Here is a 13,793-nt window from a genome sequence, read left to right as displayed (position 1 = left end):
CCGATGCGGTCGCATCAGATCATGCCTGGGCGCGGGATATGATGCAACCGCATCGGTCCCGAGGAGAGGCGCCCGCACCATGCCCAAGCAGGTCGACTACGAGGACCGCCGCGCCCGTATCGCCGAGGCGGTCTGCGTCCTGATCGCCCGCTCCGGGATGGAGGCCGTCAGCCTGCGTGATGTGGCGACCGAGGCGGGGGTGTCGATGGGGGCGGTCCAGCGCTGTTTCCGGACGAAGGACGAGATGCTGCTCTTCGCCCTGGAGGGCATCTCGCAGCGGATCGGCGACCGCGCGAAGGCGCGCATCGCGGCGTCCGGCACCCCGCAGTCGGCCGTGACCCTGCTGGACCGCACGCTGTCGGCGATGGCGCTCGTCGAGCCGGAGGACGCGGCGGAGGCGCGGGTCTGGGGGGCGTTCGTCGCACACGCGGCGGTGAGCGGGGAGCTGGCGACGGTGCTGCGCGACACGTACGCGAAACTCCACGAACTCCTGGTCTGGCTGATCGGCTACGGCCAGGACACGGGCGAGCTGCGCCCCGGCCTCGACCCGTCCACGGAGGCCCACACCCTGGTGGCCCTGACGGACGGCCTCACCGCACAGGTCCTGGCGGGCCACCACACGGCGGGGTCGGCGCGGGGGGTGCTGAGGAGGTACGCGGAGGGGTTGGCGGTGTAGGACGGGAGGGTTGCGCGACTGCGGCCCGGTGGGGGCTCCCGGCCCTGCCCACTGCTCCTACCTGGCAGTTGCGTCGCGGGGCGAACGGGTGGGTGGGTGGGATACATCCGCCGCGGAGCGGCGGGCTTGGTGGTCCTGCCCCGACGGGGCGTCGTGAGGCTGGTGGGTCGGCTGCTCATGTTCGGGGAGCGGCACGGGAACGTGCCGCTCGGACTCCGGTCCTCAGGGGGACTTCGTCAGGCGGGCCACGACCCGGCGCGCGGTGCTCGCCATCACCGGGTTCGTCTCCCGGTAGTACGCGAGTTCCGTGGCGGCGATCGTCAGGGCCCAGCCCCGGCCGCGCGCCCACATGGCGTCGTCGGCGGCAGGCCCGAGCGCGGTGCGGAAGGCGTGCCGCGCCTCGGTGTCCATCAGGTACCACGCGGCGATCAGGTCGACCGCGGGATCGGCCGTGCCCATGCAGCCGAAGTCGATGACGGCGCCGAGGCGGCCGCCGTCGACCAGGACGTTGCCCGGCTGCAGATCACCGTGCACCCACACGCCGGGCCCCTCCCACGCCGGGGCACGCACCGCGTCCTCCCACACGGCGGTCGCCGCCCGCTGGTCCACGAGCCCGGCCGGCCCGGCGAGCACCGCCCGCGTGTCGGCGTCGCGCCCGGCGAGCGGGTCGCTGCGGTAGGCGGCGGGCGCCCCGGCCGTACTCACCTCACGCAGCGCGGTCACGAACTCCGCGACGTCCTTCGCGAACAGGGCGGGCTCCGCGAGGGGCCGCCCCGGGTCGGGCGTCGCGCCGTCCAGCCACCGGAACACCGACCAGGGGTACGGGTATCCCGCCCCCGGCCGCCCCTTCCCCAGCGGCACCGGCACGGCGACGGGCAGCGCGGACGCGAGCCGGGGCAGCCACACCTGCTCCCGCTCCACGTCCTCCGCGGCGCCCGCGATCCGCGGCAGCCGCACCACCATGTCCGCGCCGAGCCGGTACATGGCGTTGGACGTCCCGGCCGAGTCGACGCGCTCCACGGAGAGCCCGGCCCACGCGGGGAACTGTCCTGCGACCAGCCGCCGCACCAGCCCCTCGTCGATGTCCGCTTCGTCGGCGTGCATCTTCCCGCTGCTCACATGTCTCCCTCGTCGGCCCGGACCCGCATGGAAGCGGGCATGCGAGCCCCGGGTCAACCCGATTCATGGACGCACCGATTCACCGCACGTAGGTGGCCCGTCGCGCCGTCCCGATCACCGTCGTCCGGTCGGCGGCACTCAGCAGCCCGTCGGCCACCCATTTCTTCGTCGTGGCCCCTACGTGCGCGACCAGCGCACCCTTGTCGCGGAACGGCGCGGCGGCCCAGACCTCGTCGAGCAGGGTGCGGCCGCCGGTCCTGGCGGGGTTGGCGACGCCGGAGTCCAGGCCGCCGAAGACCACGCGCGGCTCGTCCCGCCGGAAGTAGACGTGGGTCGGGTGCTCCGTCCCTTCGGCGAAGGGGGCGAACTCGATCTCGCCGAGGGCGAAGTGGAGCGGTCGGCCCGGGACGGGGGTGAACGTGGGCAGCAGGTCGCCGGAGAGCGCGGTGTTGCGGTGCAGGCCCATCCGGAGCAGCTCCTTGCGGGCGTCGCGGGCCGCCAGCGCCACCGGACCGTGGAACAGGGTCTGGACGCGCGGGTCGTCGGGGGCCTGTTCGGTGCGCAGCCGGAAGGGGACCGCGACGCGCACGGTGTCGCCGTCCCGCCAGGTGCGGGTGACGGAGAAGTAGCCGCCGGGGCGCGCATCGCCCGTCACCGGCCGCCCGTTGACCTCGACCGTGAAGCCGTCGGCCGACCAGGAGGGCACCCGCAGGCGCAGCTCGAAGGCGGCGGCCCGGCCCCGGACGGTGAGCGTCGTGCCCTGTTCGTACGGGTAGCCGGTGGTCTGCGTGACGGTGACGCCCCGCTCCGCCCAGGTCAGCTTCGACGGCATGTAGAGATTGACGTAGAGAGCGCCCCGGCCGTCACCGTCACCGGCCGTCGTCGTGAAGTACACCGAGTCCTGGTACTTGGTGGCGCTCTCCATCCCCGTGCCCTCGCAGCAGGTGGTGCCCGCCTTGGGCGTGTAGTCGCGCACGTGCCCGGGTGCCAGCCCGACGAAGTACGTGACCAGCGGCTTCTCCGCGTCGGCCGCGTCCTGCTTGGAGCCGAGGACCTGGTTGTAGAGGGCACGTTCGTAGTAGTCCATGTACTGCGGCCGCTGGTCGTGGAAGAAGAGCGTCCGGCTGAGCTTGAGCAGGTTGTACGCGCAGCACGTCTCGGCGTTGGCGTCGCCGAGGGTGCCCGCGACGGCCTCCCGCTCGCCCCAGAACTCCCGGTCGCTGGTGCCCCCGATGGCGTACATGCGGGGTGGCACGACCATCTCCCAGAAGTTGCGGGCCGCGTCGAGGTAGCGGCGCTCGCCCGTCTCGTCGTACAGCCGCAGCAGTCCCGTGAAGACGGGTATGTGCTGGTTGGCGTGGAGCCCCTTGAGTACGTCCTCGCCGGCGGCGCAGGCGTCGATGAGCTTGTCGAGGTCGAACAGGCGGGCCAGCGCGAGGTGTTCCGGGTTCCCGCTGAGCGCGTGGAGGTCGCAGATCGCCTCCACGATGCCGCCGAACTCGCCGCTGGAGAAGAGCGCCCACATCCGCTGGCGGGTGGCTTCGGGCAGCGGGGACAGGCGGGAGTGCATCCAGTCGCACATGCCCTCGGCGAGGTCGAGGGCGCGGGCGTCACCGGTCGCGAGATGCGCGTCGAGCAGCCCGCGCAGGATCTTGTGGGCGGTGTAGTACGGCGCCCACACCACCGTGTAGTCGCTGCTGGTCATCGACTCCAGGGTGATGAACTGCGTCTCCGGGTACGCCGCGAGGAACCCGGGATGGCTCGGCCCGCCCCAGGTGCGCCGCAGAGTGGCGTGGCGGGCACGGCCGGAGGCGTCGGCGAACGTGCCGCCCTCGGTCTCGTCGAAGGCGTACGCGGCCAGGTTCCCCGCACCGGCGGCGGTCTCGGCGGCGGGGCGCCGGCGCAGTTCGGCGACGGCGTCCGGGGCGAGGGCCTCGTCCCACAGGTGGACCTCGTCGAAGGCGCCCGCGAAGGTGGGGTCCGCGGCGTAGTGGGAACGGCCGAGCCAGTGGTCGCGCAGGGTGCCGAGGGCGGCCGGGGTGAGGGACATCGCGGTGTTCCGCGCGGCCTCGACGCCGTCGACGTAGAGGGTGCCGGTGCCGCCGGCAAGGGTCACGGCGAGGTGGCTCCACTCGCCGACGGGCAGCGCCGCCGCGCCCTCCAGGACCTGCTCGCCGCCCGCGCCCGACGTGGTGATCGCGAAACGGGGGCGGCCCTTCGCGCCCCGCGCCGCCAGGTAGAGGTAGCGGGTGGTGTCGTCGCCGAAGTCGAAGACCCGCGCCCAGTCGTCGGCGTGCTCGGGCCTGACCCACGCGGCGAAGGTCAACTCGGCGGCGCCGTCCAGGACATCGCCGGGCAGATCGACGTACCGGTAGGAGCCGCGCACGTGCGACGCGGCGGTCGAGCCGGGGAACCAGCCCGGAACGCTGAGCACCGCCGGGTCCTCGCGCAGCGCCGCGCGCACGTCGTGCAGCGCCCCGACCATGGTGCGGATCTTCTTCGCGTACGCCTCGTCGCCCGTACTGGCGTGGGCCTGGGCGAGCATGCTGAGGAAATGCCCGGTGAAATGGCCGCGCAGGTTTCCGTTCGCCTCGCCGTCCAGGCCCTCCCAGCCGCCCGGGGCGACCGCGCCGCCCGTGCCGAGGCCGGCGTTGGCGCGGAACACCTGGACGAGCCGGTTCTCGTCGTAACCGCGCGCGAAGTCGAGCATGAGGCGTCGCTTGTCGGCGAAGACGCCCGCGCCGAGGGCCACTTCGCCGAGCCCGAAGGGCCGCACGGTCCAGGCGGCGGGGACGGGGACGGCGGGAGCCGTGGGGGCGGTCGGGGCGGCGGTGACGTGCCGGGGCGCGGCGCCCGCCGCACCGGGGGTGAACGCCGCCACCGTGCCCAGGAGCGCGGCGCCGAGGACGGTTCGTCTGGCGGGGGCGGGGCCGGATGCCATACGGGACCTCATTCTGTTCGAGATTTCGAAAGCAGTTCGGGAAGTCGACCAGAATTTAGGTTCGGCACCGCAACTCGTCAATGATTCCGGCACACTTGGCCTCATCCGTCACGTGGACGTCGTGGACGACGCGGACGGTGAAGAGCTAGGACGAGCCTGTCCGGGCCGCAGCCTCCCGGAGCGCCCGCAGGAACGGCCCCGTCGCCGGTGCCGGAGCGCGGTCCCGGGCCGTCGCCGCGTACACCCTGCGCGGGGGCGCCCCTTCGTCCCGTATCGGGACCAGTGCGATGTCCGGCCGTACGCCCTCCGCCGCGAGCGCGGGCACGAGTGCCACGCCGAGGCCCGCCGCCACGTACCCCTGCTTCGCCGTCCACTCGGCGACGACGTGTGCGACGTGCGGCCGGAAGCCGTGGCGGAGGGCCGGTTCCAGGAGGGAGCCCTCGACGCGTGGGCTCCCGGAGATCCAGTCCTCCGCGGCGAGCCGGGGAAGCCGCAGCTCGGGCTCGCCCGCCAGCGCGTGCCCCGCCGGCAGTGCGACGTACAGCGTCTCGTCGAGCAGATGGTGCAGTTCGTACGCCTCACCGGGCAGTGCGCCGCCCGTTGTCGACACCACCGCCAGGTCGAGCTCGCCCTCCGCGAGCCGGGACAGGAGCGCGGGCGTCAGGCCCTCCTCGCGGGAGAGGGCCACCCCGGGGTGCCGCGCGCGGAACGCCGCGATCGCCCGCGGCACGAGCCCCGCGTCCGCCGTCGCGAACGCCCCGAACCGCAGCAGTCCGCCCGCCGCGTCCCGGAGCGCGGTCAACTCCCGCCCCAGTGAGAGGAGTCTGGACAGCAGTTCCTCCGCGTGCGGCAGCAGCGTCCGGCCGTGCGCCGTCGGTCGCACCCCGCGCGGCAGCCGGTCGAAGAGCGGCTCCCCGCCGAGTGCCGCCTCCAGCGCCGCGATCTGCCGCGAGACGGCGGACTGCGTCCACCCGAGCTCCCGGGCGGCCACCGTGAACGAGCCGTGCCGGGCCACCTCCACGAAGGTCCGGAGCCAGCCGGTCGAAAGGTCGGGCGGGAGGTCGGGCGGGAGGCCGGACGGGAGCGGCGCTGCTGGGCCCTGCGCGGCACCGGTATCACCGGTATGCGGGTTCGGCATGGCTCGCATGCTAGACATTCGCTTGTCGCATCCCGTGGCCGGGCCTAGCGTCGGACCCATGGAAAAGATCGCATTCCTCGGTCTCGGCCACATGGGCGAGCCGATGGCGCGTCAACTGCTGCGTGCCGGACATTCGTTGACCGTCTGGAACCGCACACCGGCGAAGACGGGCGCCCTCGTCGCGGAGGGTGCCGTGGCCGCCGCGTCCCCCGCCGACGCCGTCCGCCAGGCCGACGTCGTCATCACGATGCTCGCGGGACCCGAGGCCGTGCGCGAGGTCGCCGACGCCATCGTCCCCGCCCTGCGCCCCGGTACCCACTGGGTGGAGATGTCGACCGTCGGGCCGGACACCGTGAACGAGCTGGCGGGCCGCGTCCCGGACGGCGTCACCCTCGTCGACGCCCCCGTCATGGGCAGCACCGACAAGGCCGCCGCCGGGCGGCTCGGCATCCTCGCGGGCGGCGACGCGGCGGCCGTCGAACACGTCCTCGCCCGCTTCGGCCCGGTCACCCGCACCGGCGCCCTCGGCACCGGCGCCGCGCTCAAGCTCGTCGTCAACACCGCCGTCATCGGCGGGGTCGCCCTGGTCGCCGAGGCCATGAAGCTCGCCGACGCGCTCGGCCTGGCCGAGGACACCGCCAAGGACGCCCTCGCCACCGGGCCGCTCGCCGGCGCCGTCGCCCGCGCCTTCGCGACCGACGTGCACTTCGGCAGCGACCTCGCCGTCAAGGACATCGCTCTCGCGACGGAGGCGGCACGACTGCCCGCCATGGAAGCCGTGCTGGGCCACTTCGAGGCGGCTGCCGCCGACCCGGACGTGGTCCACGAGGACATCGCCCGCGCCGTCACCCACATCCGCACCAGGCGCGACACCTGACGCACCCCGCCCCACTCCACCCCACCCCGCACAAGGAGCCCGCACCGTGCAGATCACCATCGGCAACCCCGCCGCAGGCCCGCAGCCCTTCGGCCCCTACTCGCAGGTCGCCCGCGTCGAACACCCCGACGGCGGCGTCCTGTTGTACGTCTCCGGCCAGTGCGCCGAGGGCGACGGCATGGCGGCCCAGACCCGCGGCGTCTTCGAGGCGCTGGAGCTCCTGCTCGGGGCCCACGGCGCGGGGCTCGGCGACATCATCAACATCCGCACGTTCCTGACCGACATGGACGGCTTCGCCGACTACGCGGCCGTGCGCAAGGAGTTCCTCACCGGGACCCCGCCCACCAGCACCACCGTCGCGGTCGCGCGCCTCGTCCCGCCGCGGGCGCTGGTCGAGGTCGAGGTCGTCGCCGCCGTCGCCGGAACCCCCGCCTGAACACCCCACTGAGGGCCTGACAAAAAGGGGGACAGCCCGGCGGTGCCGTTGAGGGGCGCGGGGAACTGCGCGATCAGCCCGCACACGCCCGCAGACGAACAGACGACCCCGCCCCGCCAGACACAGCGTCAGCGTCACCGCACAGCGAAGCCGTACACAGTCTCCGACGCATACACCTCACCGGGCCGCAGCACCGCAGCAGGAAAGTGCGTCCGCCGCGGCGAGTCGGGAAACCGCTGGGTCTCCAGCGCGATCCCGTCGCCGGGCGCGAAGGGCAACTCCGCGGCGAAGTGGTCCGCCGTATAGAGCTGAAGCCCCGGCTCCGTCGTCGCGACGGTCAGGACGCGGCCCGAAACGGGGTCACACAGCTCGGCCACCTCCACCGGCTCCGCCGTGACCCCCTTGTCCAGCACATAGTTGTGGTCGTAGCCGGGGCCCGCCCCGCGCCCCGCACGGAAGTCGAACCGCGTCCCCGCCACGTCCTCGTACACCCCGGTCGGAATCCCGTCCCCGTCCACCGGAGTGATCCGGGAGGCCGCGATCCGCAGCTCGTGCCCGAGCGCGCTCCCCGTCCCCACGCCCGCCAGGTTCCAGTACGTGTGGTTGGTGAGGTTCACGACGGTCGGCGCGTCCGTCGTCGCCTCGTACGCGATGCGCAGCGCCCCCGCCCCGTCCAGCGTGTACGTCGCGGAGACCGCGAGCCGCCCGGGGTAGCCCTCCTCGCCGTCGGGGGAGACCCGCGAGAGCCGCACCCCGTGCGCGCCCGCGGGCTCCGCGTCCCAGACGTGCTTGTCGAAGCCGCGCTCGCCACCGTGCAGCGCGTTGGGCCCGTTGTTCCGCGCCAGGTGGTACGTCCGCCCGTCGAGGACGAAGGAGCCGCCCGCGATCCGGTTCGCGTACCGACCCACCAGCGCCCCGAAGTAGGGCCCCGGATGCCGCAGATAGCCGTCGAGCTCCTCGAAACCGAGCGCCACCGGGGCCGTCCGCCCCTGCCGCCCGGGGGCCTCGACCGACTGCACGATCCCGCCGTACGTCAGGACGCACACCCGCACCCCACCCCTCTCCAGGGTCCACCGGTGGACAGGGCTGCCGTCGGGAAGCGTCCCGAAGAGTTCACTGCGCATGATCGAGACCCTACGCGGAGCCCGTCACACCACGGGCTTCCTCGACGTCACCTGCCGGTAGGCGATCTCGGCGAGCCGCGCCTGGCCGTTCTTGCTGGGGTGGAACCAGTCCCAATGGCTCAACTGGTCACCGTCGAAGCGGTAGTCGAAGACCGCCCCGCCGTCGTGCCGGCACCGCCGGTCCTTCTCGCACACCTCTTCGAGCACTTCGTTGTACGCGACCACGCGGTCCCGCACCGCGTCACGCCGCTCCGTCGCCCGCACGTCCAGGTCGTCCGGATCGGCCAGCATGGAGGCGCAGATGCCCAGCTTCCACACCTGCTTGCCCAGCGCGTTGGTCCGCCCCTGGGACCAGAGCCGCTTCAGGTCCGGCACGGACGCCACGTACACCTGCGCCTTCGGCAGCTCCCGGCGCAGGGTGCGCATCGCCTCCTGGAAGTCGGCGCGGAACTGCGCGACCGGCGTCATCGCGGCGACCGACGAGCGGCAGGCGTCGTTGGCGCCCGTCATCACCGTGACCAGCTCCGGGCGCTCGGCGGCGGCCTCCTCGACCTGCCCGGTCAGATCCGCCATGCGGGCGCCGGTCTTCGCGTGGTTCCAACTGTGCGTTGCGGCGCGGTTCTTCCCGAGCAGCCGGGTCGCGAGGCTGTTGATCTCGGTGTCGGTGCCGGTCGCCCAGGACGCCTCCGGGCAGTCGGAGAGCACCGAGCAGGCGTCGAAGCCGCGGGTGATGGAGTCCCCGACGGCGGCCAGCGAGCGCGGCGAGGTGTCCCACGACGGGGTCGGTTTCGGCGACGGCCTGTGGGCGGACGAGCCGCCCGGCGCCCCGGAGTTGCCGCCCTGCGCGTCGCACGCGGTGAGCGCCCCGCCGCAAAGAAGGGCCGTCGTCGCGAGGGCGACGACGGCACGCGAGCGGCGCCTGCGGTTCCGCATCCCCTGCTCCCCTCTGTCGTTCAACGTGACGTCATGCGCGTGGCCGGGGTTGCGCCCCGCCGGGTGAAAGGTCGGAGTTTCCTGGCCTTCGGACCGACGGTACGTCACACTCCTTGCGCCGCCGCACGGTAGCCTCGGCCCGTAGCCGCCGGGCCACTGCTGTCACGGCAGCGACAGGCGGGTGGTCCACCCGGTGGCGCTCCGCTGCGGTGGTTCCGCTAAATTACATCACGTCACATCTGTCCCCTTTTCCCAGGTTTATCTAGTATTTGGGGAAAACTGCTCGGCACGGGCGCGAGGCCGCTGGGGAAGGCGAACCTCGACCCACACTGGAGGTCCCGGTGACGACACGTGGAGTTCTGTACGTGCACTCCGCTCCGCGCGCGCTGTGCCCACACGTCGAGTGGGCTGTCGCGGGCGTGCTCGGTGCGCGTGTGAGCCTCGACTGGATCAGGCAGCCCGCGGCGCCGGGCACCTGGAGATCCGAATTCTCCTGGCAGGGCTCGGCGGGCACCGCCTCCAAGCTCGCCTCCGCCCTGCGCGGCTGGGATCTGCTGCGCTTCGAAGTCACGGCGGAGCCCTGCGCGAGCGCCGAGGGCGAGCGCTACAGCGCCACGCCCGAGCTCGGCATCTACCACGCCGTGACCGGCATCCACGGCGACATCCTGGTCCCCGAGGACCGGCTCCGCGCCGCGCTGGCCCGCTCGCAGCGCGGCGAGAGCAACCTGGAGGCGGAGCTCGCCAAGCTCCTCGGCAAGCCCTGGGACGACGAACTGGAACCCTTCAGGTACGCGGGCGAGGGGGCACCTGTGCGGTGGCTGCACCAAGTGGTCTGACCTACGTGAAGGGGCCCCACCGAATGGTGGGGCCCCTTCACGTAGGTACAGCAGGTACAGCAGGCTCAGACGCTGCGGAACGCCAGGACCACGTTGTGGCCGCCGAAGCCGAACGAGTCGTTCAGCGCCGCGATCGTGCCCTCGGGCAGCGGACGGGCCTCGCCGCGGACGATGTCCGCGTCGACCTCGGGGTCGAGGTTGTCGATGTTGATCGTCGGCGGGGCGACACGGTGCTTGAGCGCGAGGACCGTGGCCACGGTCTCCACGCCGCCCGCGCCACCGAGCAGGTGACCCGTCATCGACTTGGTGCTGGAGATCGCCATGTGGTCCACGTCGTCGCCGAACGCCTTGCGCAGCGCCTTGATCTCCGCGACGTCACCCTGCGGCGTCGAGGTCGCGTGCGCGTTCACGTGCACGATCTCGGCGGGCTTGAGGTCCGTCGTGTCGACCAGGTTCTGCAGCGCCGCGGCGATGCCGTTGCCGGACGGCTCGGGCTGCGTGATGTGGTGGGCGTCGGCCGAGATGCCCTGGCCGACGGCCTCCGCGTAGATCTTCGCGCCGCGGGCCTTGGCGTGCTCCTCGGACTCCAGGACGATCACACCGGCGCCCTCGCCGAGCACGAAGCCGTTGCGGTCCGCGTCGTAGGGACGCGAGGCGCCCTCGGGGTCGTCGTTGTTCTTGGACATCGCCATCATGTTGCCGAACGCGACGATCGGCAGCGGGTGGATCGCCGCCTCCGTGCCGCCCGCGACGACGACGTCGGCGCGGCCGGTACGGATCATCTCGATCGCGTAGCCGATGGCCTCCGCACCAGAGGCGCAGGCCGACACCGGGGTGTGGACGCCCGACTGGGCGCCCAGCTCGATGCCGACGTTGGCCGCCGGGGAGTTGGGCATCAGCATCGGCACGGTGTGCGGGGAGACACGGCGTACGCCCTTCTCCTTCAGCACGTCGTACTGGTCGAGAAGCGTGGTCACGCCGCCGATGCCGGAGGCGATGACCGCGCCGAGACGGTGCGGGTCCACCGAGGTGTCCTCGCCCGCCTTGGCGGTGTAGCCGGCGTCCGCCCAGGCCTCCTTGGCCGCGATCAGCGCGAACTGCGCCGACCGGTCCAGCTTGCGGGCCTGCGGGCGGGGGATGACCTCGCCCGGCTCCACGGCGATCTGACCGGCGATACGGACCGGCAGCTCGGCCGCCCAGTCCTGCTGCAGCGTGCTGACGCCGGAGCGGCCCGCGAGCAGGCCCTCCCACGTCGAGGCTGCGTCGCCACCCAGCGGTGTGGTTGCGCCGATACCGGTGACGACCACGGTGCGATTGGTCGAGTTCACAGGAAAATTCTCCACGGTGTTGAGGGGATCAGCGGCGCCACCGCCGGGTGGCGACTGAGCACGAACTGGGTCAGTTCTGGTGCTCGAGGATGTACTTGGTCGCGTCGCCGACCGTCTTGAGGTTCTTGACGTCGTCGTCCGGGATCTTGACGTCGAAGCGCTCTTCGGCGGCGACGACGACCTCGACCATGGACAGCGAGTCGACGTCAAGGTCGTCGGTGAAGGACTTGTCCAGCTGGACGTCCTCGACCGGGATGCCGGCGATCTCGTTCACGATCTCCGCGAGACCGTCAACGATCTCCTTCTCAGTGGCGGCCATGTTGGCGCTCCTTCTTGTGGATCCAGAGGGTGTGGCGGCATCCGCGCGGATCCGAAGATCCCTGCGGGTGCCTAGGGGAGGGTAACGACCGTTGCGGCGTACACGAGACCCGCCCCGAAGCCGATGACGAGCGCGGTGTCGCCGCTCTTCGCCTCGCCGGTCGCCAGGAGCCGCTCCATCGCGAGCGGGATCGAGGCGGCCGAGGTGTTGCCGGTGGTGCGCACGTCACGGGCGACCATGACGTGTTCGGGCAGTTTCAGAGTCTTCACCATCGAGTCGATGATCCGCTCGTTGGCCTGGTGCGGAATGAAGACATCCAGGTCGTCCGCGGTGATTCCGGCCGCGTCCAGCGCCTGCTGGGCGACCTTCGCCATCTCGAACACGGCCCAGCGGAAGACCGCCTGGCCCTCCTGCGTGATCGCAGGGTACTTGGCAGGCGCACCGCCGTTGCGGTACACGTCCCAGGGCTCGGTCTGCTTGATCGTCTCGGCCTTGTCGCCCTCCGAGCCCCAGACCGTCGGGCCGATCATCGGCTCCTTGGCGGGGCCCACGATCACGGCGCCCGCGCCGTCACCGAAGAGGAACGCCGTCGCACGGTCGTGCAGGTCGGTGAGGTCGCTCAGCCGCTCCACGCCGATGACGAGGACGTACTCGGCGGAACCGTCGACGACCATGCCCTTGGCCAGCGTCAGGCCGTAGCCGAAGCCGGCGCAGCCCGCGGAGATGTCGAACGCGGCGGGCTTGCCCGCGCCGATCTTGTCCGCGATCTCGGTCGCGATGGCCGGGGTCTGCTTGAAGTGCGAGACGGTGGAGACGATCACGGCACCGATCTGCTCCGGCGTGATGCCGGCGTCCGCGATCGCCTTGCCCGACGCCTCGACGGACATCGCGGCCACGGTCTCCTCGTCGGAGGCCCAGTGGCGGGTCGCGATGCCGGAGCGCGAACGGATCCATTCGTCGGACGAGTCGATCGTCTCGAGAATGACCTCGTTCGGCACGACGCGGGTGGGACGGTAGCCGCCGACGCCCATGATCCGCGCGTACGGATGGCCCTTGCCGGCCTTGATCTTCGACATGCGCTACGGCTCCTTGTCTGTCGTCGGCTCAGGAATGCTCGGCGACGAGCGCGCGGGCCGCGTCGAGGTCATCGGGGGTCTTCACGGCGAGCGTCTTGACGCCCGGCAGGGCACGCTTGGCCAGCCCGGTCAGGGTGCCGCCGGGGCACACCTCGACCAGCGCCGTCACACCGAGCTCCTTGAAGGTCTCCATGCACAGGTCCCAGCGGACCGGGTTGGCGACCTGGCCGACCAGGCGGGAGATCACATCGGCGCCGGTGCCGACCGTGGCGCCGTCGCGGTTCGAGACGTACGGAAGCGTCGGGTCGGCGACGGTGAGACCGGCCGCGGCCTGCTCCAGCTTCGCCACGGCCGGGGCCATGTGCTCGGTGTGGAACGCGCCCGCGACCTTGAGGGCGATGACCTTGCGGACACCTTCGGGCTTGTCGGCCTGCAAGGCGTCGAGCTGCTCAAGGGTACCCGCGGCAACGATCTGACCTGCGCCGTTCACATTGGCCGGGGTCAGGCCGAGCTTCTCCAGGTGCGGGACGGTGACCTCGGGGTCGCCGCCGAGGAGCGCCGCCATGCCGGTCCGCGTGACCGCGGCGGCCTCCGCCATCGCCAGGCCGCGGGTGCGGACGAAGCCGAGGGCGGCGTCGTCGGTGAGCACACCGGCGTACGCGGCCGCGGTGATCTCGCCGACGCTGTGTCCGGCGACGGCGCCCGGCGTGATGTCACCGAGTGCCGCGGCGGAGAGCAGTCCGGCGGCCACGAGCAGCGGCTGGGCCACGGCCGTGTCACGGATCGCGTCCGCGTCGGCCTGGGTGCCGTAGTGGGCGAGGTCGAGCCCGATGGCGTCGGACCAGGCGGCGATGCGGTCTGCGGCGCCGGGAAGGTCGAGCCAGGGGGTCAGGAAGCCGGGCGTCTGAGCGCCTTGGCCGGGAGCGACGAGTACGAGCACTCTTACACTCTCTCTTGTGGACGGCCGGGGCCGCCCGTGGGGACAGGGAC

13 protein-coding genes are annotated in these 13,793 nt (G+C 72.3%); 4 read left to right on the top strand and 9 right to left on the bottom strand.

Translation table 11 applies throughout. The annotated features are described in order from the left end of the window. Window positions 1–79: 79 nt before the first annotated feature. Window positions 80–676 (top strand): TetR/AcrR family transcriptional regulator, encoded by a 597-nt coding sequence (locus tag ACI2L3_RS01135; protein WP_404750193.1) that lies wholly within the window; start codon window positions 80–82, stop codon window positions 674–676. Window positions 677–898: 222 nt separating this feature from the next. Here the strand turns inward: ACI2L3_RS01135 and ACI2L3_RS01130 are convergent, their stop codons facing one another. The 3 genes from ACI2L3_RS01130 to ACI2L3_RS01120 all read right to left on the bottom strand — a co-directional run bounded on the left by ACI2L3_RS01130 (window position 899) and on the right by ACI2L3_RS01120 (window position 5,874). Beyond that, window positions 899–1,780: an aminoglycoside phosphotransferase family protein gene (locus ACI2L3_RS01130; protein ID WP_404750684.1), complete on the bottom strand. Its 882-nt coding sequence runs from the start codon at window positions 1,778–1,780 to the stop codon at window positions 899–901. Between the two features lie 94 nt (window positions 1,781–1,874). Continuing rightward, window positions 1,875–4,736 carry a beta-L-arabinofuranosidase domain-containing protein gene (locus tag ACI2L3_RS01125; protein ID WP_404750192.1) on the bottom strand — a complete coding sequence of 954 codons (2,862 nt, stop codon included), beginning with the start codon at window positions 4,734–4,736 and terminating at the stop codon, window positions 1,875–1,877. 145 nt (window positions 4,737–4,881) lie between these two features. After that, the gene (locus ACI2L3_RS01120) at window positions 4,882–5,874 is read right to left on the bottom strand and encodes a LysR family transcriptional regulator (protein WP_404750191.1); all 993 of its coding nucleotides are present in this window, start codon (window positions 5,872–5,874) and stop codon (window positions 4,882–4,884) included. A gap of 58 nt (window positions 5,875–5,932) precedes the next feature. Between ACI2L3_RS01120 and ACI2L3_RS01115 the strand changes: the two genes are divergently transcribed. Continuing rightward, entirely contained in the window at window positions 5,933–6,751 is an 819-nt protein-coding gene (locus ACI2L3_RS01115) for an NAD(P)-dependent oxidoreductase (RefSeq protein ID WP_404750190.1), read from the top strand. Between the two features lie 46 nt (window positions 6,752–6,797). Next, on the top strand, window positions 6,798–7,187 hold the full coding sequence (locus tag ACI2L3_RS01110) for a RidA family protein (protein ID WP_404750189.1): 390 nt from the start codon (window positions 6,798–6,800) through the stop codon (window positions 7,185–7,187). 134 nt (window positions 7,188–7,321) lie between these two features. Here the strand turns inward: ACI2L3_RS01110 and ACI2L3_RS01105 are convergent, their stop codons facing one another. Both ACI2L3_RS01105 and ACI2L3_RS01100 read right to left on the bottom strand, forming a co-directional pair. Continuing rightward, a complete protein-coding gene (locus tag ACI2L3_RS01105) occupies window positions 7,322–8,311 on the bottom strand; it encodes an aldose epimerase family protein (protein WP_404750188.1) in 990 nt (329 codons plus the stop codon). Window positions 8,312–8,335: 24 nt separating this feature from the next. Then, window positions 8,336–9,244 carry an SGNH/GDSL hydrolase family protein gene (locus ACI2L3_RS01100; RefSeq protein WP_404750187.1) on the bottom strand — a complete coding sequence of 303 codons (909 nt, stop codon included), beginning with the start codon at window positions 9,242–9,244 and terminating at the stop codon, window positions 8,336–8,338. Window positions 9,245–9,585: 341 nt separating this feature from the next. On the opposite strand from ACI2L3_RS01100, the gene ACI2L3_RS01095 reads away from it, so the two are divergent. Further along, window positions 9,586–10,080 carry a DUF3145 domain-containing protein gene (locus ACI2L3_RS01095; RefSeq protein WP_404750186.1) on the top strand — a complete coding sequence of 165 codons (495 nt, stop codon included), beginning with the start codon at window positions 9,586–9,588 and terminating at the stop codon, window positions 10,078–10,080. A gap of 65 nt (window positions 10,081–10,145) precedes the next feature. Here the strand turns inward: ACI2L3_RS01095 and fabF are convergent, their stop codons facing one another. The 4 genes from fabF to ACI2L3_RS01075 all read right to left on the bottom strand — a co-directional run bounded on the left by fabF (window position 10,146) and on the right by ACI2L3_RS01075 (window position 13,743). Beyond that, a complete protein-coding gene (fabF, locus tag ACI2L3_RS01090; protein ID WP_404750185.1) occupies window positions 10,146–11,408 on the bottom strand; it encodes a beta-ketoacyl-ACP synthase II in 1,263 nt (420 codons plus the stop codon). A 70-nt stretch (window positions 11,409–11,478) separates the two neighbouring features. Continuing rightward, the gene (locus tag ACI2L3_RS01085) at window positions 11,479–11,727 is read right to left on the bottom strand and encodes an acyl carrier protein (RefSeq protein ID WP_361714808.1); all 249 of its coding nucleotides are present in this window, start codon (window positions 11,725–11,727) and stop codon (window positions 11,479–11,481) included. A 71-nt stretch (window positions 11,728–11,798) separates the two neighbouring features. Then, window positions 11,799–12,803, bottom strand: a complete 1,005-nt coding sequence (locus ACI2L3_RS01080) for a ketoacyl-ACP synthase III (protein ID WP_404750184.1) — start codon at window positions 12,801–12,803, stop codon at window positions 11,799–11,801. Window positions 12,804–12,831: 28 nt separating this feature from the next. Beyond that, window positions 12,832–13,743 (bottom strand): ACP S-malonyltransferase, encoded by a 912-nt coding sequence (locus ACI2L3_RS01075; RefSeq protein ID WP_404750183.1) that lies wholly within the window; start codon window positions 13,741–13,743, stop codon window positions 12,832–12,834. Window positions 13,744–13,793 lie beyond the last annotated feature (50 nt).

The sequence above is a fragment of the Streptomyces sp. NPDC029674 genome (genome assembly GCF_044903205.1).
In the GTDB taxonomy this organism is placed as follows: domain Bacteria; phylum Actinomycetota; class Actinomycetes; order Streptomycetales; family Streptomycetaceae; genus Streptomyces.
Note: the sequence above shows the minus strand (reverse complement) of the source record. Positions and strands in the feature narration are given on the sequence as shown.

Bases quoted from the DNA above. Each gene is read 5' to 3' on its own strand.
- ACI2L3_RS01105 (WP_404750188.1), bottom strand. From the start codon at position 8,311: ATGCGCAGTGAACTCTTCGGGACGCTTCCCGACGGCAGCCCTGTCCAC.
- ACI2L3_RS01130 (WP_404750684.1), bottom strand. From the start codon at position 1,780: ATGCACGCCGACGAAGCGGACATCGACGAGGGGCTGGTGCGGCGGCTG.
- ACI2L3_RS01115 (WP_404750190.1), top strand. From the start codon at position 5,933: ATGGAAAAGATCGCATTCCTCGGTCTCGGCCACATGGGCGAGCCGATG.
- ACI2L3_RS01085 (WP_361714808.1), bottom strand. From the start codon at position 11,727: ATGGCCGCCACTGAGAAGGAGATCGTTGACGGTCTCGCGGAGATCGTG.
- ACI2L3_RS01125 (WP_404750192.1), bottom strand. From the start codon at position 4,736: ATGGCATCCGGCCCCGCCCCCGCCAGACGAACCGTCCTCGGCGCCGCG.
- ACI2L3_RS01120 (WP_404750191.1), bottom strand. From the start codon at position 5,874: ATGCCGAACCCGCATACCGGTGATACCGGTGCCGCGCAGGGCCCAGCA.
- ACI2L3_RS01135 (WP_404750193.1), top strand. From the start codon at position 80: ATGCCCAAGCAGGTCGACTACGAGGACCGCCGCGCCCGTATCGCCGAG.
- ACI2L3_RS01100 (WP_404750187.1), bottom strand. From the start codon at position 9,244: ATGCGGAACCGCAGGCGCCGCTCGCGTGCCGTCGTCGCCCTCGCGACG.
- ACI2L3_RS01080 (WP_404750184.1), bottom strand. From the start codon at position 12,803: ATGTCGAAGATCAAGGCCGGCAAGGGCCATCCGTACGCGCGGATCATG.